The following is a 21,646-nucleotide window of genomic DNA, read 5'->3' as shown; positions in this document are numbered from 1 at the left end:
GTGGTGTTACATGAAGTGTTGACGGGCGTAGACATAGGCTAACAGGGAAATGAGGCTTATTCCAAATCCGATTAGGGAAAAGCTAAGAGGATTAACCGATATTGGTAAGGCTGTCATAAGGATGGTAGCTAAAGGCATCAGTAAAACGGCAAGGGTAAAAATAGAGCTAAAGACACGTCCTAATAAGACTTTTGGGACCTTTTTTTGAACCGTGGAAAAGAAGTGAATGTTAAAAATGGTTAGAAAACATTCAAACCAAAGATTACCGGAGGCTAAGACCAAGGTGGAAACCTTAGCAAGATGCAATGGAGTAAGCATCGCAAGTCCTAAGCCACTAGTTCCTAAAGCAATTAAGAGACTTTGGTAATTATTTTTGAAGTATTTGTTAGCAAACAGTGCTCCTAAAATGGCTCCCACAGCTCCAAGTGACAGCATGGTAGCGTAACTAGAGGAACGATTAAACAACTGATTGGAGAAGGGGAGAAGGTAATTAAAGGCGGCAATAAAAAAATTAACCAGAGTTGCGATTGTGAGGAGAAAGAAAATCTCTTTTTCCCGGCGAATAAAGTCTAAGCCTTCCTTTATGTCTGTCAGTAAATGCCTAATACCGATTTGACCAGATTTGGACTGAAGATGAGTTTCTTTGGTGGTGATTGACCATAAGCAGACGAAGGAAAGGGCAAAACTGATACTATCTAGCAGTAAGGCGGATCTCAATCCGAGACGATCAACGACCAAAAAAGCCAGCAAAGGGGAGGAAATACTAATGATTTGGGAAATAATTTCCAAATGTGCATTAAAGTTTACTAACCTTTCTTCCTTAACAAGAGTGACAACATAGGCACGAAAAGAGGTACCAGAAAAGGCATGTGAGATAGCTAAAATGGCATTGACAGTAATAAGACCAAAGAGCATGCCTTGCTTGCTAGGCATAAAAACTAACAAGCCACAGGCTATAGCTCCGATAGCATCAGTCCATAACAGAATCTGTCGACGTTTATAACGATCAGCGATAGCACCACCAATTGGATTTAAAAAGAGAGCAATCAGGCTATCAACTAACTGGTAATAACCGAGGTATTTTTGCCCTACTACACCTAGACCAGCAATCCAACTGCTATTACCATAATCGTAAATCACATTGCCAATCTTGTTAACAGCACGACTTGTTAAAAGTCGGTATTCATTTTTTGTCATTAGAAAACCTCCACAATAAAGTGATGTTATTATAAATCACTTTTAGGAGGTTTTTGATTTTTTTGCAAATTAGGTAAGAGATTTAACAAATCGTTCAAAGTCTGAACGGTAATTATGAGCCATATGAGGACAATCCAATGCTTCGAAAATATCAATAGCTTTTGTCATTTTTTGAATACCAGCTAGGCAGTCCCTAGTTAAATAGTCCTGTAGGCCTTGTAAAAACAAGAAGATGGTTTTTTCATATAGCTTGGTCTCATTTGTCAATAAAGGTTTTAGCTGGTCTTGGTAGTAAGTGGCATAGGATAAAGCCTGTCGGTGCAGACACGTCTCCCAGATATTTAAGAGGGTAATGGTTACTAAATGCTTATGACTGGAAATATCTTGATAGTAATGATGATTGTTAAGAATCTCTCGTCCCATTCTGTCGAGCAGTGGTATATCGATAAAGAGATAAAGATTGCCAATCAAAATGAGTTCGTAAATCTGCCACTGCTCAGTGCTAAAGAGATAATCAGTAACGTCATCAAGATAAGCTTTTGGAAAAGGAATTGTTGGGTCACACTTACAAATAAATCCTTGTAGTAAAATAACGTTTAAATAATACCTTTTCCAATCAGGCTGCTCTTGGTATTTCCGGTTTTCTTCCTCCTGCAAAGCTTTAAATCCCTCCACATCACGGGCATATTCAAGCGGAATTAAATGTGACATAAAACGAATCTGCTCAGTTTTTTTGAAGTCAGAAGCGACATCCATAAATTCTTTTACTTCAACATGCATCCTATCTAAGGCAACTAAAAATTTATTGAGGGAAATATCTGACTGTCCCCGTTCAAAACGTGATAACTGTGACAGTGAGACAGAGTCTCCTGCAACTTGTTGTAGGGAAAGGTTTCGATTTAGCCTTAGCTCACGAAATGTTTCTCCTAATGGTTTTGCCATGCGGTCAATCCTCCTTCTATTAGTATAACATTTCCTTAGTTTGGGATAGGATTTTCTCATATTTGCAAATGGTAGCTATGAGATTTTTCAAAGAGAAGATCATCTAAAAAACTTTATTTAGAATTGTTCTAAATTACTTGACTTATCTATTTAGAATTATTATAATTAATATATCTTAAAGATTGAGAGAATTTTTAATTGTGAGGGAAACTAAAATGACAATCAAAGCATGGATCATAGATCATCTTCATCTTATGGAGACTTTAGCCTGTCTGGTATTGATCATCATTGGCTTAGCCTTTCTTGGACCATTTCCACATGTTGCCTCTGCCATTTTTATTTTGGCTTTCTTAATTGGAGGTTATGAATCTGCAAAAGCTGGCTTATTGGATTTGGTACAACATAAACATTTGTCAGTAGATGTTCTGATGATTTTAGCTGCTATCGGTGCTGGAATCATTGGCTACTGGTTGGAAGGCGCTCTGCTGATTTTTATCTTTTCTTTATCTAATACCCTTGAAGAAATGGCCATGGAAAAAAGTAAAGATGCTATTTCTGCCTTAATGTCTTTAACGCCAGATACAGCACGTCGTTATCAAGAAGATGGTAGTATTGTAGACGTTGAGACCAAGCTTTTGACTATTGGAGATCGTTTGCAGGTTCGTAAAGGCGAAGCTGTTCCAATTGACGGGGAACTCTTGAGTACTTTTGGTCAGTTTGACGAGTCTATGGTTACTGGTGAGCCGATTACTGTTGATAAGACAAAAGGTCAAGAACTTATTGGAGGAACCATTAACCAAGGGCAAACGATCGATATGTTGGTTACTGTTGAGAATGACAATACTCTTTTTGCTAAGATTGTAAGCTTGGTAGAATCTGCCCAAGGTCAAAAGAGTAAAACAGCTACCTTTATTGAGAGTTTAGAAGATAGCTATGTTAAATTTGTCCTTGTCCTTGTCCCTGCCTTTATTCTCTTTAGTCATTTTGTTCTTGCTTGGACCTGGTTGGATGCTTTTTACCGAGGGATGATTCTATTGACAGTCGCCTCTCCATGTGCTTTGATTGCTAGTTCAACACCTGCTAGTCTCTCAGCGATTTCTCGTGCAGCCAGAAAGGGATTGATTATCAAGGGCGGTGACATCGTAGATAATATGGGAGATATTCAGGCTGTCGTGATGGATAAAACAGGAACCCTAACTCAAGGCAAACCATCTGTCGTAGCTGCGCATTATTTAACAGATGAATTACTTGTGAATAGACTGGTAAAAGGAGCCGAATCTGCCAGTACCCATCCTATTTCTAAAGCCCTGCTTGAACACACTGAAACAGTAGAAGCACTGAATTTTGACCAATTAGACGAGATTTCTGGGAAAGGATTCCAAGGATTCTATCAAGGTCAAGAATGGCGCATTGGGAAGAAATCCTTTATTTTAGAGATGGTGCCAGATCTTTCTGCTTTTGAAGAAACGATTCAGGTAGAAGAAAGTCAAGGGAAAACTCTTATCTTTGTTTCTCGCGACAACCAACTAGTAGCCTACTACGCTTTGTTAGATGACATCAAATTAGAGTCAAAACGTGCCATTGAAGCTCTTCATGCTATGGGAATCAAGACGGTCATGTTAACAGGGGACCAAGAACGAACTGCTAATTATGTTGCCCAAAAGCTTGGTATTGACGAATTTGTTGCTAATTGTATGCCTCAAGATAAGGTCGCAAAACTAACAGAACTCAAAGCAAAATATGGCTTTGTGGCCATGGTAGGAGATGGTATCAATGATGCTCCTGCCCTTGCTCAGGCGGATGTTTCTTATGCTATTGGATCAGGAACAGATATCGCTATGGAAAGTGCAGATAGTGTGATTATGGATGACTTGACTCGTATTCCTTTTTCGATTCAATTGTCACGCAAAATGAAAACCATTGTCAAACAAAATATTGTGTTTGCGTTGTCTGTTATCACTCTATTGATTTTCGCTAATGTTTTTCAAGTGGTGAACTTACCTCTTGGGGTAGTTGGGCATGAAGGATCAACAATCTTAGTAATTTTGAATAGCTTGCGGTTACTTTCTTATAAGTAGCAGGAAACTTGCTTGAAGACGTGAAAGTGTTTATAATAATAGTGAGATTGAGGAAAGAGAAAACCATTCTATGTTTACTATTATTACTATTGGCTTAGCTATATTTTCAATAATCAAAATCATCTTGTTTTTCTATTCATATCAACGATTTGAGCGTAAGCAAAAAAGGAAAGTTGAATCCACTGACCAGCAAAAACAGGCCCAAGAAAATGACGCCGTCCCTTCAAAAAAATTTCCATTTTAAAAAGAAGCTTGGAAAGTGTACAAAGTACAACTCTCCAAGCTTTTTTGACTATTAAGATTAATCCCTGTAGCCTAATTTCCCACGAAAATCTGCTAAACGTTGGTAGCCTTTTTCTGCCATAATCGTTTTTAATTCCTTGGTCACCCGCTCAAAGATAGCCGGTCCTTCTTGATGAAGAGCCGTGCCAATTTGAACCATACTGGCGCCACAAAGAATATGTTCAAAGGCATCGCGTCCTGTTTTAACTCCCCCTGTACCAATAATGTGGATAGAAGGTTTTAAGCGTTTGTAAAACGCATGGACATTGGCAAGAGCAGTAGGTTTAATATAATCTCCACCAATGCCACCAAAGCCATTTTTAGGTTTGATGAGGACTTGTTCATCCTCAAGTACTAGACCATTTCCGATAGAATTGACACAGTTAACAAAGGAAAGGGGGTATTTATTGAAAATAGCAGCCGCTTGGTCAAAATGCACAATGTCAAAATAAGGAGGTAATTTGATACCAAGAGGTTTAGTGTAATAGGTAAAGATGCTCTCTAGAAGTTGATCAGTGGTTTCAAAATCATAAGCAATCTGTGGTTTCCCTGGAACGTTCGGGCAAGAAAGGTTTAGTTCCACTAGACCCTCATAATCTGAAGCCATGATGGCTTTTAAAATGGTTTCGGTTTCAGTAGGAGATAGCCCGACAACGGAGAGAAAATGAGGTTTATGTTGTCCGGTTTTGGCAAGATCACTGACAAAGTCTAAGTAGTAGCGAAAACCATTATTGGGGAGTCCCATCGAATTGATAGAACCGAGACTAGTATCGGCATAGCGGGGTTCAGGATTCCCTTGACGAGCTTCGAGCGTCCCTGTTTTGGTGACAAAGGAAGCGGCTTGAGACTTTTCAACCCCCATAAGCTCTTCTTTTGTCATGCAGTAAACGCCAGCAGCATTCATCAAACAGTTATCGAAATAGAAATGACCAATTTGTGTAGCAGTAGAAACCATTATTTCCTCCATATTTTAGACAAATTTTTTCTATTCTACCACCGGATGTGAATAATAGCAAGATGTTTTTTGAAAAAAATCCTTTTTATTAATCAATTTCCGAACAATGAATGTTTTCATGATATTCACAATAGGATTTTCAATAAAAGAAGGAATTGACTAGCTTTTTTACCCTATTTCTTGTAAAATAGAAGTTGTAAAAAGGTAGCAACCTTTAAATTAAAAGGAGATATTAACTAATGGTAAAATTGGTTTTCGCTCGCCACGGTGAGTCAGAATGGAACAAAGCTAACCTCTTCACTGGTTGGGCAGACGTTGATCTTTCAGAAAAAGGAACACAACAAGCAATTGATGCTGGTAAATTGATCAAAGAAGCAGGCATCGAATTTGACCTTGCATTCACTTCTGTATTAACACGTGCTATTAAAACAACTAACCTTGCTCTTGAAAATGCTGGTCAATTATGGGTACCAACTGAAAAATCATGGCGTTTGAACGAGCGTCACTATGGTGCTTTAACTGGTAAAAACAAAGCAGAAGCTGCTGAACAATTTGGTGATGAGCAAGTTCACATTTGGCGTCGTTCATACGATGTTTTACCACCAGCTATGGATAAAAATGACGAGTATTCAGCACACAATGATCGTCGTTATGCTGATCTTGATCCAGCTCTTATCCCAGATGCTGAAAACTTAAAAGTAACCCTTGAACGCGCAATGCCTTACTGGGAAGAAAAAATTGCTCCAGCTCTTCTTGACGGCAAAAACGTCTTTGTTGGTGCACACGGTAACTCAATCCGCGCTCTTGTTAAACACATTAAAGGTCTTTCAGATGACGAAATCATGGATGTGGAAATTCCAAACTTCCCACCCCTTGTTTTCGAATTGGATGAAAAACTTAACATTGTTAAAGAATACTACCTCGGTGGTGAATAATTGTGAAACCAGACTTTGGTCTGGTTTTTTCTTGTCTTACTTATGAGAGACAGGAGTTTCTTCTGAAAAATGTGGTATGATAGAACTAACTTGAAAAAAAGGATAGATTATGAAAGCAGAAGAACGTCGTCAAAAAATTATTGAGTACTTAACTGGCGAACAAGAGGCCTTGTCCGCTACTTATTTGGCTAAGTTGCTAGGTGTTAGTCGCCAAGTCATTGTTGGAGATGTTGCCTTACTTCGTGCCCAACAAATTGATATCATTTCAACTCCTAAAGGCTATATTATGTCAACAGCTCTGTTTAGTCACCAATTTTGTGCCCGCATTGTCTGTCAACACGGTTTGGCAGAGACAGAAAAAGAATTGCAAATCATTTTAGCGCATCAGGGAATTATTACTACTGTTGAAGTAGAACATCCTATTTATGGCATGATTACAGCCCCCTTGAATATAAAAAGTCAGTCTGATGTGACTAACTTTATGAAAAAACTAAACCACTCTAATGCTGAATTGCTATCATCTTTGACAGAAGGGTTGCACAGCCATTTGATTTCCTGTCCGAGTCAAGAATCTTTTGAAGCAATGTCCCAAGATTTAGAAGCAGCGGGCATTCTATATACTGGTCGGTAGAGAGTCCAAAGAATAAATAGGAATCGGAACAGCGCATTGTTTTATAGGTGTCTTGACACTTGTAAATCAATGCGCTATACTATCTCTTAAAAGGAGATATAATGACTAAAAAACCAACACAATTAATTGCCTATGTTTCGATCTTAGTTGCTTTTGCTATTTTAATTCCAATGATTATGCCTCTTAAGCTGATTATCGGCCCAGCCTCTTTCACGCTGGCTAGTCATGTTCCCTTATTTCTAGCTGTTTTCATATCTGTTACTGTGGCTCTTTTTGTAGCCCTTGGAACGGGGCTAGGTTTTTTATTGGCTGGCTTTCCCCTTATTATTGTCTTGAGAGCTTTTTCGCATCTTTTGTTTGCTGTCTTGGCAGCTTGGTGGTTGAGCAAATCCCCTCAAACGATTAAATCTCCACTCAAAACCTTTTGGTTTGCCTTTTTAGTCAATGTTATTCATGGATTGACTGAATTTGTGGTTGTCTATGCTATGACAGCAACAACTGCAACCTCTTTATCCTATTTTTGGTCAATGTTTGGCCTGATTGGTGTGGGCTCTCTGATTCATGGCATGGTAGACTTTTATCTTGCTTTAGTTCTTTGGAGATTTTTAGCTGCTGAATTAGACTTATCCATTGCAAAACCTTAGCTAGGTAGTCTTGATGGCTCCTCCATCTATAAAACTAGCCCTTTCACTATGGAAGGGCTTGCATTTTTTTAAAAAATTGATATACTAAAAAGTGCATTTGTGAATACGATAACAAAAGGAGATGTCATGAAAACACCAGAACAGATTTTAGCATCAACGATTCATATTGGAGAGCATAAGATTAGTAAGCCATTTCTTGCCAAGTCTATTTTAGGCTTTATTGGAGGCGCAATGATTAGTTTAGGCTACTTGCTCTACGTTAGGATTGCTGCTAGTGGTTTAGAGACATTTGGAGCTTTCTCGAGTGTTCTGGGGGCCTGTGCATTTCCAATTGGATTGATTATTATCTTGATGGCTGGTGGAGAATTAATTACAGGAAACATGATGGCTGTTTCAGCGGCTTTTTTCGCCAAAAAGATTAAAGCCAAGGACTTAATAAACAACTGGCTCATCATTACCTTATTTAATGTTATTGGTGCGGTATTTGTAGCCTTTGTTTTTGGGCATTTTCTAGGATTGACCTCGGCAGGAATTTTTAAAGAAGAAGTGATAGAAGTAGCTCATGCTAAGATAGCCGCAACACCTTTACAAGCCGTTGTATCAGGGATTGGTTGCAACTGGTTTGTGGGTCTTGCTTTATGGTTGTGTTATGGCGCAAGTGATGCTACGGGTAAACTCCTTGGTACTTGGTTTCCTGTCATGACCTTTGTAGCACTTGGTTTTCAGCATAGTGTGGCAAACGCTTTTGTCATTCCAGCAGCAATTTTTGAAGGTGGAGCAACTTGGTTGGACTTTATCCTTAACTTTACCTTTGTCTATGCCGGTAATATTATTGGTGGAGCTATTTTTGTGAGTCTCTTTTATTTCAAAGCTTACTATCATCCTGAGAAAGCATAAGTTCAGATAAAATTTTTAGACTGGGAAGACTTTATTCCCGGTCTTCTTTTTATAATTTGTGATAAAATAAGAAGCGAAGTTTAAAAAGGAGGAGTAGAAGAACACAATGGCATCACTCATTACTAAAAATAAAGCAAGTATTCCGAGACGACTTCATCTCCTTTTTTTGATTATTGTCTTATTATTTGTCGGACTGATTTTACGGTTGGCCTACATGCAAATTTACACGACCTCTTTTTACGTGAGTAAGCTAAAATCTTCTACCGTTTATAAGGTTAAAGTGTCTCAACCTCGTGGAAAAATTTTTGATTTTAGTGGCAAACCCCTTGTCTCAAATGCCATAAAAGATGTGGTTACTTACACCAGAAGTCCAAAAGCCAGTGCTAACGAACTGAAAGTTCTAGCTAAGCATCTGGCAAGTTATGTTTCGTACCCAGAAGCTAGCGTGACAAGCCGAGCTAAAAAAGATTTTTATTTGGCTGATCCAGATGTGTATGCCAAAATTGTTAAGAGACTTCCTAAAAAGGCTGTTCTAGACCGGTTTGGCAATCGCTTAACGGAAGTGACGATTTATGCCAATGCTGTTGCTTCTGTAAAAGAAAGTGACCTTCATTACTCAGATGAGGACTTGAAAACCATTGCCATTTTTAATCAAATGAATGGAGCGGCTGTTTTTACAACGGTTAATTTAAGAACCAATCCCTTAAATGAAGAGACTATTAAAAATATTCGGGCTAATCAAACAACATTACCAGGTATTGCTGTTGGGACTGATTGGGAACGACAGGTTGCCAATACAAGCTTAACAGCCCTTATAGGAAAAGTATCTAGTGAGGAAGCTGGTCTTCCTAAAGAAGAAGTTAATCAGTACCTCAAAAAAGGGTATGCTATGAATGATCGTGTGGGGACTTCCTACCTTGAAAAACAATACGAATCCGTTCTTCAAGGGAATCACGTGATTAAAGAAATCAAAACTAATAAGGCAGGCAAAATCCTCTCTGAACAGCAACTTGATAAAGGAGAGCCAGGTAAAAATATCAGACTAACGATTCCTTTGGACTATCAGCAAGGCGTAGATGACATCATAAGGCGGTATTATGAGGCTGAAATGGCCAGTGGTCAAGCGGATTATTCTGAAGGAATCTATGCTGTTGCGCTGAATCCAAAAACAGGAGCAGTTTTAGCTATGTCAGGCTTATCTCATAACAAGGAGACAGGTCAAGTGGATAGTGATGCTTTGGGAACTATTACCGACGTGTTTACCCCAGGTTCTGTTGTTAAAGGAGCTACTCTGGCAGCAGGTTGGCAGACAGGAGCCATTGAGGGAAACGAGGTTATTACGGACCAATCGATTCAATTTGGAGATTCTAAACCTATTAATTCTTGGTTTACAGCAGGACAGTTGCCAATCACTGCTAGCCAAGCCTTAGAATACTCTTCAAATACCTATATGGTAAAGTTGGCCCTGAAAATGATGGGCCAAGAGTATTATCCGGGCATGTCTTTAACAGGTTCTGGAATGTCAGAAACCATGTCAGCGTTGCGAAAGGCCTACGCGGAATTTGGCATGGGTGTGCCAACAGGAATTGATTTGCCTGGAGAATCTAGAGGCTACTTAACGGACAATTACACCATTTCAAATGTTCTGAGCGAATCTTTTGGTCAGTTTGACAACTACACGACAATGCAGTTAGCGCAATATGTAGCCACTATTGCTAATGGTGGTAATCGGGTTGCCCCACATATTGTTGAGGGCATTTACCAAGATGATGGTAGCCAAGGACCAGGGCAGTTAAGTCAGGCAATTGAAACCAGCTTACTGAACAAAGTTCATTTATCAGGAGACCAATTGGCGATTATTCAAGATGGTTTTTATCAGGTGGTGAATAGTGGCAGTGGTTATGCCACAGGTCGAGAATTATCAGGTGGACCAATTAGTATCAGCGCTAAAACAGGAACAGCTGAAACCTACGTTAAGGATAAAACAGGGCAACCTTTAGCAACTTACAATTTAAATGTTGTAGCCTATGGGCCAAGTGATGACGCTGACATCGCTGTTGCAGTGATGTATCCACATGCGACCAATTCACTGGCTAAGGCACAGCAATTAATTGCTAAAGAAATGATGACACTATATATGACAATGTATGGAAACCAATAAAGGAGAATTGAGTGCTTTACCCAACCCCTATTGCAAAATTAATCGAAAGTTATTCCAAGCTCCCAGGAATTGGGGTTAAAACGGCAACCAGGCTTGCCTTTTACACAATTGGAATGTCTGACGAGGATGTCAATGACTTTGCCAAAAATTTATTGGCAGCTAAAAGAGAATTAACCTATTGTTCTATTTGTGGGAACCTGACAGATGATGATCCCTGTTCTATCTGCACAGATACAAGTCGTGACCAGACAACGATTCTTGTAGTGGAAGATGCTAAAGATGTTTCTGCTATGGAAAAAATTCAAGAGTATCATGGTTATTACCATGTGCTGCATGGTTTAATTTCACCGATGAATGGTGTTGGTCCGGATGATATCAATCTAAAAAGTTTAATTACCCGTTTAATGGACGGTAAAGTGACTGAAGTTATCGTAGCGACCAATGCCACCGCTGATGGCGAAGCAACATCTATGTATATTTCACGGGTCTTGAAACCAGCAGGAATCAAAGTTACCCGCTTAGCAAGAGGGCTCGCAGTGGGGTCAGATATTGAATACGCAGATGAAGTCACCTTGTTAAGAGCTATTGAAAACCGCACAGAACTTTAAGTGGTGGCAGAAAAAGGGATTTTTGATTTGTGAAACCCTCAAGAGGTCAAGAGGTTTTAAAGGTTATCTCAAGTAACTTCAGCAGAGATAACTATTATCAGAAGATTTTGAAAAGCCTCCTTCTTTTTGCTATAATAAGGAGACATTTAATTCAGTTAGGAAAGGTTAGCTATGTCTAAACAAACGTTAGTTCTATTATACGGAGGCCGATCAGCAGAACGTGAAGTCTCAGTGCTTTCAGCAGAGAGTGTGATGCGAGCAGTTAACTATGATAAGTTTTTGGTGAAAACTTATTTTATCAGTCAGACAGGCCAATTCATCAAAACCCAAGAATTTTCAGAAAAGCCAGCAGCCACAGAACGCTTGATGACCAATAGTACGATTCAGTATGAGCAGCAGATCAAGCCAAGCGATATCTATGAAGAAGATGCCGTTGTTTTTCCACTTTTACATGGACCTATGGGAGAAGACGGCTCTATTCAAGGTTTTTTGGAAGTGTTACGAATGCCTTATGTAGGGACTAACATCCTCTCATCCAGTGTGGCTATGGATAAGATCACCACAAAACGTGTCTTAGAGTCGGCAGGTATTCCTCAGGTGGCTTATACTGTTTATATTGATGGGCAGGACTTAGAAGCTTGTTTGACAGAGACGCTAGCTACCTTAGCCTTTCCTATTTTTGTGAAGCCAGCTAATATGGGCTCTTCAGTAGGTATTTCTAAAGCCCAAACAAAAGAGGAATTAAAAGAGGCTATTCAATTAGCACTGACCTATGATAGCCGCGTCTTAATTGAACAAGGTGTGGTTGCAAGAGAAATCGAAGTTGGCCTTCTTGGCAATACAGAAGTCAAGTCGACCTTACCTGGCGAAGTCGTTAAGGATGTTGATTTTTACGACTATAAGGCTAAATACATCGATAACAAAATTACCATGGCTATTCCTGCCGAAATTAATCAGGATACGATGACTAAGATGCGCACTTATGCGGAGTCTGCCTTTAAAGCTTTGGGAGGCTGTGGCTTGTCTCGTTGTGACTTTTTCTTAAGTCAAGATGGACAGATTTACCTTAACGAACTAAACACTATGCCAGGCTTTACTCAATGGTCTATGTATCCCCTTTTATGGGAAAATATGGGATTGGCTTATTCTGATTTGATAGAGGAATTGGTCACATTAGCGCAAGAAATGTTTGATCAGCGCGAAAGTCACCTTATTTAAGGCTTCTACATCACTGGACTGACTTGATTATTAGGATGGGACGTGGAACATCGCCAAGATGTTTTCCGAACCCCATCCTTTTTGAGGTTTTTAGAAAGAATAGCAGGGCGGCAAAAGGACTTGGACATTTTAGAAAATTTTCTAATATTTTATGCTATAATAGAAAGGAAATTGTAAAAACAAGTGTTCTTAGAAGGAAAACAAGATGAAACTAACCTTACATGAAGTGGCTAAAATTGTTGATGCCCAAAATAATGTATCTGATCTGGACGACGTCCCTCTGAATCAGATTGAGTTTGATAGCCGTAAGATTACAGAAGGAGATCTTTTTTTACCCCTTAAAGGCGAGAGAGATGGCCATGATTTTATTGATTTAGCTTTCGAAAATGGAGCAGTTGCTACTTTCTCAGAAAAAGACTTGCCAGGTAAACCCCATCTTCTTGTTAACGATTGTCTAAAAGCTTTTCAAACGTTAGCCCAGTATTACATTGATAAGATGCGCGTGGATGTGATAGCCGTGACAGGTTCAAATGGGAAAACCTCTACCAAAGATATGATCAGCGCAGTCCTATCAACAACTTATAAAACTTATAAAACGCAGGGAAATTACAATAATGAGATCGGATTACCCTACACCGTTCTCCACATGCCTGAAGATACTGAAAAAATTGTTCTTGAGATGGGACAAGACCACATGGGAGATATTCATCTTCTTTCTGAAATTGCAAGACCCCGTATTGCTGTTTTAACTCTGGTAGGCGAAGCCCATTTAGAATATTTTGGGTCACGTGACAAGATTGCTCAAGGGAAAATGCAAATTGTTGATGGAATGGATTCAAATGGCATTTTAATTGCCCCAGGTGATTCGATTATCGATCCTTATCTTCCAGAAAACCAGATGGTCATTCGATTTGGAGACCACCAAGAATTGAATGTTACTGATATTCGAGAAGAAAAAGATAGCTTAACGTTTACAACAAATGTGTTAGCAACACCTGTGTCCCTACCTCTACCAGGAAAATACAACGCGACCAATGCTATGGTAGCAGCCTATGTTGGCAAATTGTTGGCAGTAGCAGATGAGGATATTATCGAGGCGTTAGAGTCTGTTCAACTCACTGCTAATCGTACAGAATGGAAAAAAGCTGCTAATGGTGCTGACATCTTATCAGATGTTTACAATGCCAATCCGACAGCCATGCGTCTGATTTTAGAAACCTTTGCTAACATTGCAAAGAACCCCGGTGGAAAAAAGATTGCAGTGCTAGCTGACATGAAAGAATTAGGACCAGATTCTGTTGCCCTACACTCGCAGTTAATCAAACAATTGTCACCTGATCGCATTGACCAACTTGTTTTTTATGGTGATGATATTCAAGAGTTAGCCCAATTAGCACATGAGTTTTATCCTGAAGGACATGTTCAGTTCTTCCGAAAAAATCAGCAAGCAGATCAGTTTGAAGACATGGTAAGACAAGTGCAACAATTACTTGCCCCCTCTGACCAAATCCTTTTAAAAGGGAGTAACTCAATGGGGCTGGCTAAATTGGTCAATCGTTTAGTTGAAAATTAAAGTGAAGACTTACCTTAGCCTTGCTTTTTAGAAAAAGCACAGAGAAGGGCTTGTTCTCTCATAAAGATTAAGGTATAATGAAAAAACGTAGAAAGAGATGGTTATGGATTTTTTTGCAATTGACCCGATTGGGTTACCTCACACCTCACTTATTTTTTATGTGTCATCACTTTTGATAGCACCATTGCTTGTCTTTTTGACGCTTCAAGCTTATCAATCAAAACCTTATCGCTATTTTTTCTTGGGATTACAGTTATCACAGTTGATTGGTTTATACACTTGGTATGCCCTAAGAGGTTTTCCTTTAAATGAAGCCTTGCCTTTGTATCATTGCCGTATTGCCATGCTGGCAGTCTTTTTCCTACCGGATCGTAACAGTTTTAAACAATTGTTTATGATTTTGGGGATAGGCGGGACTTTCTTGGCACTTTTATCACCAGACCTCTATCCTTTCAAGCTATGGCACGTGGCGAATGTGGCATTCTACTTAGGTCATTATGCTCTCTTGGTTAATGGGTTGATTTATCTCTTGCGTTTTTACAATCCAAGTCAATTAAAGCCCGTTCTAGTATTACGCTATTTTGCAACTGTTAATTTCCTTCTCCTTACTGTCAGTCTGCTGACTAAGGGCAATTATGGCTTTGTAACAGATATTCCTGTTATCCATACTCATCATTTATTGCTAAACTTTGTGATTGTGACTGGGGGATTGACTGGGATGGTTAAATTGATAGAATGGTCCTATGTGAAACTTGGAGAATCACAGCAACTAGAACTTGTTTATTCTAAGGAAAAGTAAGCCGTTGAAAAAGCACTTAAAATCAGCTATAATAAGAAGGGTCTGGGATTATTTCCAGGCTCGATTTTTTTAGAAAAGATACTCATTGATAGTTCAAGATAAGTTATAATACCAGTTATGAAAAACTTTAGAGGCTAATCGTATATGGAGAAGACCAATGTAGCCCAAATCTTTTGATAAACGAGTAATACCCAACGAAAATAACTCAGAGAAAAGCTCTGCCATTTTAACACACAAGGAAAAAAGAATGTCACTTACAGAAGAAATTAAAAAGCGCCGTACCTTCGCTATTATCAGTCACCCGGATGCAGGGAAGACAACAATCACTGAACAACTGCTCTATTTTGGGGGTGAGATCCGCGAGGCGGGGACTGTAAAAGGAAAAAAATCAGGTCAGTTTGCTAAGTCAGACTGGATGGATATTGAAAAACAACGTGGAATTTCCGTTACCTCATCAGTAATGCAATTTGATTATGCTGGCAAACGGGTTAACATCCTTGACACCCCAGGACACGAAGACTTTTCTGAAGATACTTACCGTACCTTGATGGCGGTAGATGCAGCTGTCATGGTTGTTGACTCTGCTAAAGGTATTGAGGCACAAACGAAAAAATTATTTGAGGTTGTCAAACACCGTAATATTCCTGTCTTCACCTTTATTAACAAGTTAGACCGTGACGGCCGTGAGCCTTTAGAACTCTTGGAAGAATTAGAAGAGGTCTTAGGGATTGCTTCCTATCCAATGAATTGGCCTATTGGTATGGGACGTGCCTTTGAGGGCTTGTATGATTTGCACAACAAGCGTTTAGAACTCTACAAAGGAGATCAACGATTTGCTGATTTTGAAGAAGGGGCAACTCTTTTTGCGAAAAACCCTTTCTATGAACAAGTTTTAGAAGATATTGAATTGTTACAGGAAGCTGGTAATGATTTTTCTGAACAAGCTGTTTTAGATGGGAAACTTACCCCTGTTTTCTTTGGCTCAGCGCTGACAAACTTTGGTGTGCAGACCTTCCTAGATACTTTCTTGGAATTTGCTCCAGAACCTCACGGTCACAAAACGACTGAAGATGTCATGATTGACCCTCTGGATAAAGAGTTTTCAGGTTTTGTCTTTAAAATTCAAGCCAATATGGACCCTAAACATCGTGACCGTATCGCTTTTGTACGTATTGTGTCAGGTGAATTTCAAAAGGGAATGGCTGTTAACTTAACCCGTACTGGTAAAGGGGCAAAGTTGTCTAACGTCACTCAGTTTATGGCAGAGTCCCGTGAGAATGTCCAAAATGCGGTGGCAGGTGATATTATTGGGGTTTATGACACAGGAACCTACCAAGTTGGGGATACCTTGACTGTTGGTAAACGTAAGTTTGAATTTGAACCACTGCCAACCTTTACCCCAGAAATTTTTATGAAAGTTTCTCCTAAAAATGTCATGAAGCAAAAATCATTCCATAAGGGAATGGAACAGTTGGTGCAAGAAGGAGCTGTTCAACTTTATAAAAACTATCAAACAGGTGAATACATGTTAGGTGCTGTAGGGCAGTTGCAGTTTGAAGTCTTTAAACACAGGATGGAAGGTGAATACAACGCTGAAGTTGTTATGACACCGATGGGTAAAAAGACTGTTCGCTGGATTTCAGAAGATGATTTGGATCAACGCATGTCGTCAAGCCGAAACATTTTAGCTAAGGATCGTTTTGATCAGCCTGTCTTCCTATTCGAAAACGAATTTGCCCTTCGCTGGTTTACAGATAAATACCCAGACGTCAAATTGGAAGAAAAAATGTAATTCCGACGGAGACTGGTATCACGAGGTCTAGCTGTTTTCTGACTATATTCCGTTGTCTAGTCTCTTTTCGTTTGGTGTGACTATCATTAACAATTGTGATATAGTTACTAAAAAAGGAGGATATCCTATGGGATTACTATCAGGATTATTAGGCAATGCGTCACAGCAAGACAATCAAAAAATTCAAGCTCAACTAGTAGATGTTTTAGTCACTGGAGAGCAAGTAGAACTAGCTTTTTCATTGGTTAGGGATTTAATTGTTTTTACTAAAAAACGCTTAATTCTAGTCGATAAACAAGGAGTGACAGGCAAGAAAGTATCTTACAAGTCTATTCCTTATCGCTCTATTTCTCGTTTTACAGTCGAAACATCAGGGCATTTTGATTTGGATGCTGAATTAAAAATATGGGTTTCCTCTGCTATGGAACCTGCTGAAACCTTAAAGTTTAAGAGCGATCAAAGTGTTATTGCGATTCAACAGGCTTTAGCAGCAGCTGTTTTAGGAGAATAACATCTCATTATTAAGATAAAACATGACCACTGGTCTCAGAAGAGCAAGGTCATGTTTTTTGTTGCCTAAAAAAGTGACCAAAAGAGGAATAGATTTAAAACGCGTAGGAGGATATGGAAATCCGGATGAGTGACTTTGATTTCTAGACAAATTTTTTGAAAACGCTACATTTTTTTTGATAGGATAAGTTTTCGAGGAGCATTAAATAATGATAATAGCATTAAAAGAAGTTGGTAAAATATTTCCAAAAGCTCAGTTTAAGTTAGAGCACATTTCGTTTAACATTGAAGAAGGCGAGATAGTAGGGCTTATTGGTTCCAACGGGACTGAGAAGAGTACATTTTAAAAATGATAAATGGTTTAATGTCCTATGATCAGGGTCATATTTATTATCAAGGACAAGAATTAAAGGAATTATTGGCCAGCCAATTGCGGCAAATGCGTAAAGATATTGCCTATATTTTTCAGCACCATAACCTTTTACCTGGAGAAACGGTTTTCTATCATTTATCCCTAGTTTATAAGCTGAATCATCAAAAAGTTGATCATGAAGCTATTGATGATATTTTAGACTTTTTTGGACTAGCGAGGGTTAAGGAAGTCAAGTGTCGCAGTTTAAGTGGTGGTCAGCAACAAAAAGTAGCAATCGCTATGGCTATCTTGCAAAAACCAAGGTTGATTTTATGTGATGAAATTAGTTCTGCCTTGGATACCAATAGTGAAAGAGAGATTTTTGATTTATTGGCTAGCTTGCGTGACCAGTATGGCATTTCCGTTTTAATGATTGCCCATCATCTCTCTGTTTTAAAACAATATGGTGATCGCGTGATGATTCTAGATTACCAGACGATTGCAGAAACAGTAGTTCCTGTCAAAACAGCATCCCATCAACTGGAGACAGATTATGTGAGCCAGGTAAAGGAGTTCTTATTACATGACTGATATTTTAGCAAAACATGGTGAAGCCATTCTGAATTCATTTTGGGAGACCAATCTAATGCTAGGGCTTACCTTGGCTTTGTGTTTTATGATTGCTTTTCCCACAGGTATTTTACTCTTTTCGTTGAAAAAATCTTACCTAATCAGGCATCCTTTGGCCTATCAATGTTTAAACTTGTTCCTTGGAACCTTGCGTAGTGTGCCTTTTTTAATCTTTATTTTTATCTTGATTCCCCTTAATCGATTAATTTTTGGAACATCATTTGGAACGATAGCAGCTATTTTGCCGCTAACGCTTGTCTCAGTGAGTTTGTATGCGCGTTACGTTGAGCAGGCTTTGTTGAATGTTCCTCAGGTAGTCATCGATAGAGCTTTGAGTTTGGGTGCCAGTAAGGGACAGTTGATACGTTATTTTTTGATCCCATCCATTAAGATGGATTTGATTTTGTCCTTTACAGCAACGGCGATTAGTGTTCTAGGCTATTCAACGGTGATGGGGGTTATTGGCGCGGGAGGCTTAGGTGAATATGCCTATCGCTTTGGTTATCAGGAATATGATTATCCGGTCATGTATCTGATTGTTTTCTTATTTATTATGTACGTGTTTATCTTGCAAAGTTTAGGCTATTTTTTAGCCAATCGCTATGCAAAGAAATAGAAAAACAAATGAAAAGAGGAGTTATGAAAAAAGTACTTTCCCTAATATGTCTTGTTATGGCATCCGTTTTTTTTACTGGCTTGCGCTAAAAAAGAATCAAGTCAGTCTAAAGATACGACTAAGGCTAAAGAAGATCGTGTGATCACGGTGGCAACTTATACTAAACCATCATCCACCTTTTTAGAGTTGGTTGAAGATAACGTTAAAGAAAAAGGATACACCTTAAAAATTGAGACGGTTTCTGATTATATTCAAGCAAATATTGCCTTAGAAAATAAAGAACATGATGCTAATCTTTTACAACATGAATTTTTCATGGACATTTTTAACAAAGAAAACAAAGGGCATCTCGTTTCGATAACGCCTATCTACCATTCACTGGCCGGTTTTTATGGTAAAGGCTTAAAAAGCATTGATGACTTAAAAGATGGTTCACGGGTAGCCATCCCTTCAGATCCTTCAAATATGACTAGAGCTTTGCTATTGTTACAAGAAAAAAATCTGATTAAACTTAAGAAAACAGACAAACCAACAAAAGCTATTGAAGATATTACCGACAATCCTAAACAGTTAGCTATTGAGCCGGTGGCACTTCTTAACCTTAACCAGGCTTACTTTGAGTATGACCTTGTCTTTAACTTTCCAGCTTACGTCGCTAAAATTAACTTGACCCCTCAAAAAGACCGCTTGCTTTATGAGAAAAAACCAGACGTTCACTTTGCAGGTGTCCTAGTAGCTCGTCAGGATAATAAAAACAGTGCTAAAATTAAAGTGCTCGAAGAGGTGTTAACTAGTGATGAAATTGGAGATTACATCACCAATGAACTTCCAAGTGAAGCAGAGGTTGCCTTTTAAAAATCAACATTGAGAAGCTTCTTTATCTTAGAAAAGGAGCTTTCTTAGTTGTTTTGGAGGAGTGTTACAAGAATCGTTTATTTATGAAAACGTGTTATTAATGAGATTAACCTTATTTCCTATCTTTTTGATTCTAATTGTGTTACACTAGTTAAGTTGTTAATCAAACGACGAAATTAAAAGGTTTATAAGGCAGCTTCGCACTGCCTTTTTAGAAAAGAGAAACAATTGAAATTTACAGAATTTAACTTATCAGAAGACATCCAATCAGCTGTCGTTACCGCTGGTTTTGAGAAAGCATCTCCTATCCAGGAAATGACGATTCCTCTCGCACTAGAAGGAAAGGATGTTATTGGTCAGGCACAAACAGGAACTGGTAAAACAGCAGCGTTTGGTCTACCAACCTTGAATAAGATTCGTACTAACGAAAATATCATCCAAGCATTGGTCATTGCACCAACGCGTGAATTGGCTGTACAAAGTCAGGAAGAATTGTTCCGTTTTGGACGTGAAAAAGGGGTTAAGGTTCGCTCTGTTTACGGTGGATCAAGTATTGAAAAACAAATCAAAGCCCTAAAATCAGGTGCCCACATTGTCGTGGGAACACCAGGCCGCTTGTTAGATTTGATTAAGCGTAAGGCTCTTATTTTAGATCATGTGGAAACCTTAATCCTTGATGAAGCAGATGAGATGCTTAACATGGGATTCTTGGAAGACATTGAAGCTATTATTAGTCGTGTCCCAGCAGACCGTCAAACCTTGCTCTTCTCCGCAACGATGCCAGCTCCTATTAAACAAATCGGGGTAAAATTCATGAAAGACCCTGAACATGTTCAAATTAAGAACAAAGAATTAACCAACGTGAATGTTGATCAATACTATGTCCGTGTGAAGGAACAAGAAAAATTTGATACCATGACACGTTTAATGGATGTTAACCAACCTGAACTATCTATTGTGTTTGGTCGGACTAAACGTCGTGTTGATGAGATTACACGTGGTCTAAAATTACGTGGTTTCCGTGCCGAAGGAATCCATGGTGATCTAGACCAAAATAAACGCTTACGCGTTATTCGTGATTTCAAAAACGATCAAATTGATATTCTTGTAGCCACTGATGTGGCAGCACGTGGTCTTGATATTTCAGGAGTTACCCACGTTTATAACTACGATATTACCCAAGATCCAGAAAGTTATGTTCACCGTATTGGCCGTACTGGTCGTGCGGGTAAATCAGGTGAGTCAATCACTTTTGTCTCACCAAATGAGATGGGCTACCTCTCAATGATTGAGAACTTAACGAAAAAACAGATGAAACCTCTCTGCCCAGCAACTGCAGAAGAGGCTTTCCAAGCCAAGAAAAAAGTAGCCCTTAAAAAAATTGAACGTGATTTTGCTGATGATGTTATCCGTTCTAACTTTGATAAATTCAAAGGAGATGCTATCCAATTAGCAGCTGAATTCACTCCAGAAGAGTTGGCATTGTATATTTTGAGCTTAACGGTTCAAGATCCGGATAGCTTACCAGAAGTGGAAATTGCGCGTGAAAAACCATTACCATTCAAGTATGTGGGTGGTGGCCATGGCAATAAAAATGGCAAAGGTGGTCGTGGACGTGACAACCGTAACCGCGGAGATCGCCGTAGTGGCTATCGTGGCGACCGTAACAGAGATGAGCGTGATGGTGATCGTCGTCGTCAAAAACGTGATAAACGTGACGGTCATGATGGCAGTGGCAATCGTGATTTCAAACGTAAACCAAAACGTAATGCTAAAGATTTTTTCAATAAAGAAAAGAAATCAAGCCCTAAAAACACTGGATTTGTGATTCGTCACAAAGGTGAATAGGATTAAAGAGAGTCGATGGGAATCGACTCTCTTTAATTTTCTGAAAAAGTTGCTTTTACGTTCGAATCTGTTATAATGGTTTCAGTCATTTTATGGCACTTTTTAACTATTAGGAGGAAAATT

The 21,646-nt window shown here is 39.0% G+C and carries 18 protein-coding genes and 2 pseudogenes; 17 read left to right on the top strand and 3 right to left on the bottom strand.

Going from position 1 to position 21,646, the window contains the following annotated elements; genetic code table 11:
- Positions 1-6 precede the first annotated feature (6 nt).
- Together DYD17_RS07615 and DYD17_RS07610 are read right to left on the bottom strand one after the other, a co-directional pair.
- A complete protein-coding gene (locus DYD17_RS07615; RefSeq protein ID WP_003051623.1) occupies positions 7-1,197 on the bottom strand; it encodes an MFS transporter in 1,191 nt (396 codons plus the stop codon).
- Positions 1,198-1,266: 69 nt separating this feature from the next.
- Positions 1,267-2,139, bottom strand: a complete 873-nt coding sequence (locus DYD17_RS07610) for a helix-turn-helix domain-containing protein (protein WP_115252989.1) — start codon at positions 2,137-2,139, stop codon at positions 1,267-1,269.
- Positions 2,140-2,354: 215 nt separating this feature from the next.
- Here DYD17_RS07610 and DYD17_RS07605 point away from each other — a divergent pair, with 215 nt between their 5' ends.
- Positions 2,355-4,217 carry a heavy metal translocating P-type ATPase gene (locus DYD17_RS07605; RefSeq protein ID WP_003051620.1) on the top strand — a complete coding sequence of 621 codons (1,863 nt, stop codon included), beginning with the start codon at positions 2,355-2,357 and terminating at the stop codon, positions 4,215-4,217.
- A gap of 70 nt (positions 4,218-4,287) precedes the next feature.
- Positions 4,288-4,461 (top strand): hypothetical protein, encoded by a 174-nt coding sequence (locus DYD17_RS10985; protein ID WP_003051617.1) that lies wholly within the window; start codon positions 4,288-4,290, stop codon positions 4,459-4,461.
- A gap of 57 nt (positions 4,462-4,518) precedes the next feature.
- On the opposite strand, the gene DYD17_RS07600 is transcribed toward DYD17_RS10985, so the two are convergent.
- A complete protein-coding gene (locus DYD17_RS07600; protein WP_115252988.1) occupies positions 4,519-5,454 on the bottom strand; it encodes a dihydroorotate oxidase in 936 nt (311 codons plus the stop codon).
- A gap of 239 nt (positions 5,455-5,693) precedes the next feature.
- Between DYD17_RS07600 and DYD17_RS07595 the strand changes: the two genes are divergently transcribed.
- The 15 genes and pseudogenes from DYD17_RS07595 (at position 5,694) to DYD17_RS07520 (ending at position 21,523) form a co-directional block, all read left to right on the top strand.
- Positions 5,694-6,389, top strand: a complete 696-nt coding sequence (locus tag DYD17_RS07595; RefSeq protein ID WP_003051611.1) for a phosphoglycerate mutase — start codon at positions 5,694-5,696, stop codon at positions 6,387-6,389.
- Positions 6,390-6,498: 109 nt separating this feature from the next.
- Complete coding sequence (locus DYD17_RS07590) at positions 6,499-7,020, top strand: transcription repressor NadR (protein WP_003051609.1); 522 nt, start codon at positions 6,499-6,501, stop codon at positions 7,018-7,020.
- Between the two features lie 101 nt (positions 7,021-7,121).
- Complete coding sequence (locus tag DYD17_RS07585; protein WP_003051607.1) at positions 7,122-7,664, top strand: hypothetical protein; 543 nt, start codon at positions 7,122-7,124, stop codon at positions 7,662-7,664.
- A 126-nt stretch (positions 7,665-7,790) separates the two neighbouring features.
- Positions 7,791-8,561 carry a formate/nitrite transporter family protein gene (locus DYD17_RS07580; protein ID WP_003051604.1) on the top strand — a complete coding sequence of 257 codons (771 nt, stop codon included), beginning with the start codon at positions 7,791-7,793 and terminating at the stop codon, positions 8,559-8,561.
- Between the two features lie 106 nt (positions 8,562-8,667).
- A complete protein-coding gene (pbp2b, locus tag DYD17_RS07575) occupies positions 8,668-10,722 on the top strand; it encodes a penicillin-binding protein PBP2B (protein WP_115252987.1) in 2,055 nt (684 codons plus the stop codon).
- Between the two features lie 11 nt (positions 10,723-10,733).
- Complete coding sequence (recR, locus tag DYD17_RS07570) at positions 10,734-11,330, top strand: recombination mediator RecR (RefSeq protein WP_003051598.1); 597 nt, start codon at positions 10,734-10,736, stop codon at positions 11,328-11,330.
- Between the two features lie 171 nt (positions 11,331-11,501).
- Complete coding sequence (locus tag DYD17_RS07565) at positions 11,502-12,548, top strand: D-alanine--D-alanine ligase (RefSeq protein WP_003051595.1); 1,047 nt, start codon at positions 11,502-11,504, stop codon at positions 12,546-12,548.
- Between the two features lie 205 nt (positions 12,549-12,753).
- Positions 12,754-14,121 carry a UDP-N-acetylmuramoyl-tripeptide--D-alanyl-D-alanine ligase gene (locus DYD17_RS07560; RefSeq protein ID WP_115252986.1) on the top strand — a complete coding sequence of 456 codons (1,368 nt, stop codon included), beginning with the start codon at positions 12,754-12,756 and terminating at the stop codon, positions 14,119-14,121.
- A 103-nt stretch (positions 14,122-14,224) separates the two neighbouring features.
- Positions 14,225-14,920: a TMEM164-related integral membrane acyltransferase gene (locus DYD17_RS07555; RefSeq protein WP_115252985.1), complete on the top strand. Its 696-nt coding sequence runs from the start codon at positions 14,225-14,227 to the stop codon at positions 14,918-14,920.
- A gap of 247 nt (positions 14,921-15,167) precedes the next feature.
- Entirely contained in the window at positions 15,168-16,712 is a 1,545-nt protein-coding gene (locus tag DYD17_RS07545; RefSeq protein WP_115252984.1) for a peptide chain release factor 3, read from the top strand.
- Between the two features lie 127 nt (positions 16,713-16,839).
- Positions 16,840-17,223 (top strand): PH domain-containing protein, encoded by a 384-nt coding sequence (locus DYD17_RS07540; RefSeq protein ID WP_003051585.1) that lies wholly within the window; start codon positions 16,840-16,842, stop codon positions 17,221-17,223.
- Between the two features lie 208 nt (positions 17,224-17,431).
- Positions 17,432-18,165 (top strand): annotated as a pseudogene (locus DYD17_RS07535) (ATP-binding cassette domain-containing protein).
- Positions 18,158-18,820, top strand: coding sequence for a methionine ABC transporter permease (locus tag DYD17_RS07530; RefSeq protein ID WP_003051582.1), 663 nt, complete (start codon positions 18,158-18,160; stop codon positions 18,818-18,820). Before DYD17_RS07535 ends, DYD17_RS07530 begins: the two are co-directional and overlap by 8 nt.
- Positions 18,821-18,843: 23 nt before the next feature.
- Positions 18,844-19,675, top strand: a pseudogene (locus DYD17_RS07525) (MetQ/NlpA family ABC transporter substrate-binding protein).
- Positions 19,676-19,903: 228 nt separating this feature from the next.
- The gene (locus tag DYD17_RS07520; RefSeq protein ID WP_003051576.1) at positions 19,904-21,523 is read left to right on the top strand and encodes a DEAD/DEAH box helicase; all 1,620 of its coding nucleotides are present in this window, start codon (positions 19,904-19,906) and stop codon (positions 21,521-21,523) included.
- Positions 21,524-21,646: the final 123 nt, after the last annotated feature.

Origin of the sequence: Streptococcus dysgalactiae subsp. dysgalactiae (genome assembly GCF_900459225.1) — a bacterium.
GTDB lineage: Bacteria > Bacillota > Bacilli > Lactobacillales > Streptococcaceae > Streptococcus > Streptococcus dysgalactiae.
This window is presented reverse-complemented; position numbering and strand designations above follow the sequence as displayed.

Bases quoted from the DNA above. Each gene is read 5' to 3' on its own strand.
- DYD17_RS07615 (WP_003051623.1), bottom strand. From the start codon at position 1,197: ATGACAAAAAATGAATACCGACTTTTAACAAGTCGTGCTGTTAACAAG.
- DYD17_RS07610 (WP_115252989.1), bottom strand. From the start codon at position 2,139: ATGGCAAAACCATTAGGAGAAACATTTCGTGAGCTAAGGCTAAATCGA.
- DYD17_RS07605 (WP_003051620.1), top strand. From the start codon at position 2,355: ATGACAATCAAAGCATGGATCATAGATCATCTTCATCTTATGGAGACT.
- DYD17_RS10985 (WP_003051617.1), top strand. From the start codon at position 4,288: ATGTTTACTATTATTACTATTGGCTTAGCTATATTTTCAATAATCAAA.
- DYD17_RS07600 (WP_115252988.1), bottom strand. From the start codon at position 5,454: ATGGTTTCTACTGCTACACAAATTGGTCATTTCTATTTCGATAACTGT.
- DYD17_RS07595 (WP_003051611.1), top strand. From the start codon at position 5,694: ATGGTAAAATTGGTTTTCGCTCGCCACGGTGAGTCAGAATGGAACAAA.
- DYD17_RS07590 (WP_003051609.1), top strand. From the start codon at position 6,499: ATGAAAGCAGAAGAACGTCGTCAAAAAATTATTGAGTACTTAACTGGC.
- DYD17_RS07585 (WP_003051607.1), top strand. From the start codon at position 7,122: ATGACTAAAAAACCAACACAATTAATTGCCTATGTTTCGATCTTAGTT.
- DYD17_RS07580 (WP_003051604.1), top strand. From the start codon at position 7,791: ATGAAAACACCAGAACAGATTTTAGCATCAACGATTCATATTGGAGAG.
- pbp2b (WP_115252987.1), top strand. From the start codon at position 8,668: ATGGCATCACTCATTACTAAAAATAAAGCAAGTATTCCGAGACGACTT.
- DYD17_RS07565 (WP_003051595.1), top strand. From the start codon at position 11,502: ATGTCTAAACAAACGTTAGTTCTATTATACGGAGGCCGATCAGCAGAA.
- DYD17_RS07560 (WP_115252986.1), top strand. From the start codon at position 12,754: ATGAAACTAACCTTACATGAAGTGGCTAAAATTGTTGATGCCCAAAAT.
- DYD17_RS07555 (WP_115252985.1), top strand. From the start codon at position 14,225: ATGGATTTTTTTGCAATTGACCCGATTGGGTTACCTCACACCTCACTT.
- DYD17_RS07545 (WP_115252984.1), top strand. From the start codon at position 15,168: ATGTCACTTACAGAAGAAATTAAAAAGCGCCGTACCTTCGCTATTATC.
- DYD17_RS07540 (WP_003051585.1), top strand. From the start codon at position 16,840: ATGGGATTACTATCAGGATTATTAGGCAATGCGTCACAGCAAGACAAT.
- DYD17_RS07530 (WP_003051582.1), top strand. From the start codon at position 18,158: ATGACTGATATTTTAGCAAAACATGGTGAAGCCATTCTGAATTCATTT.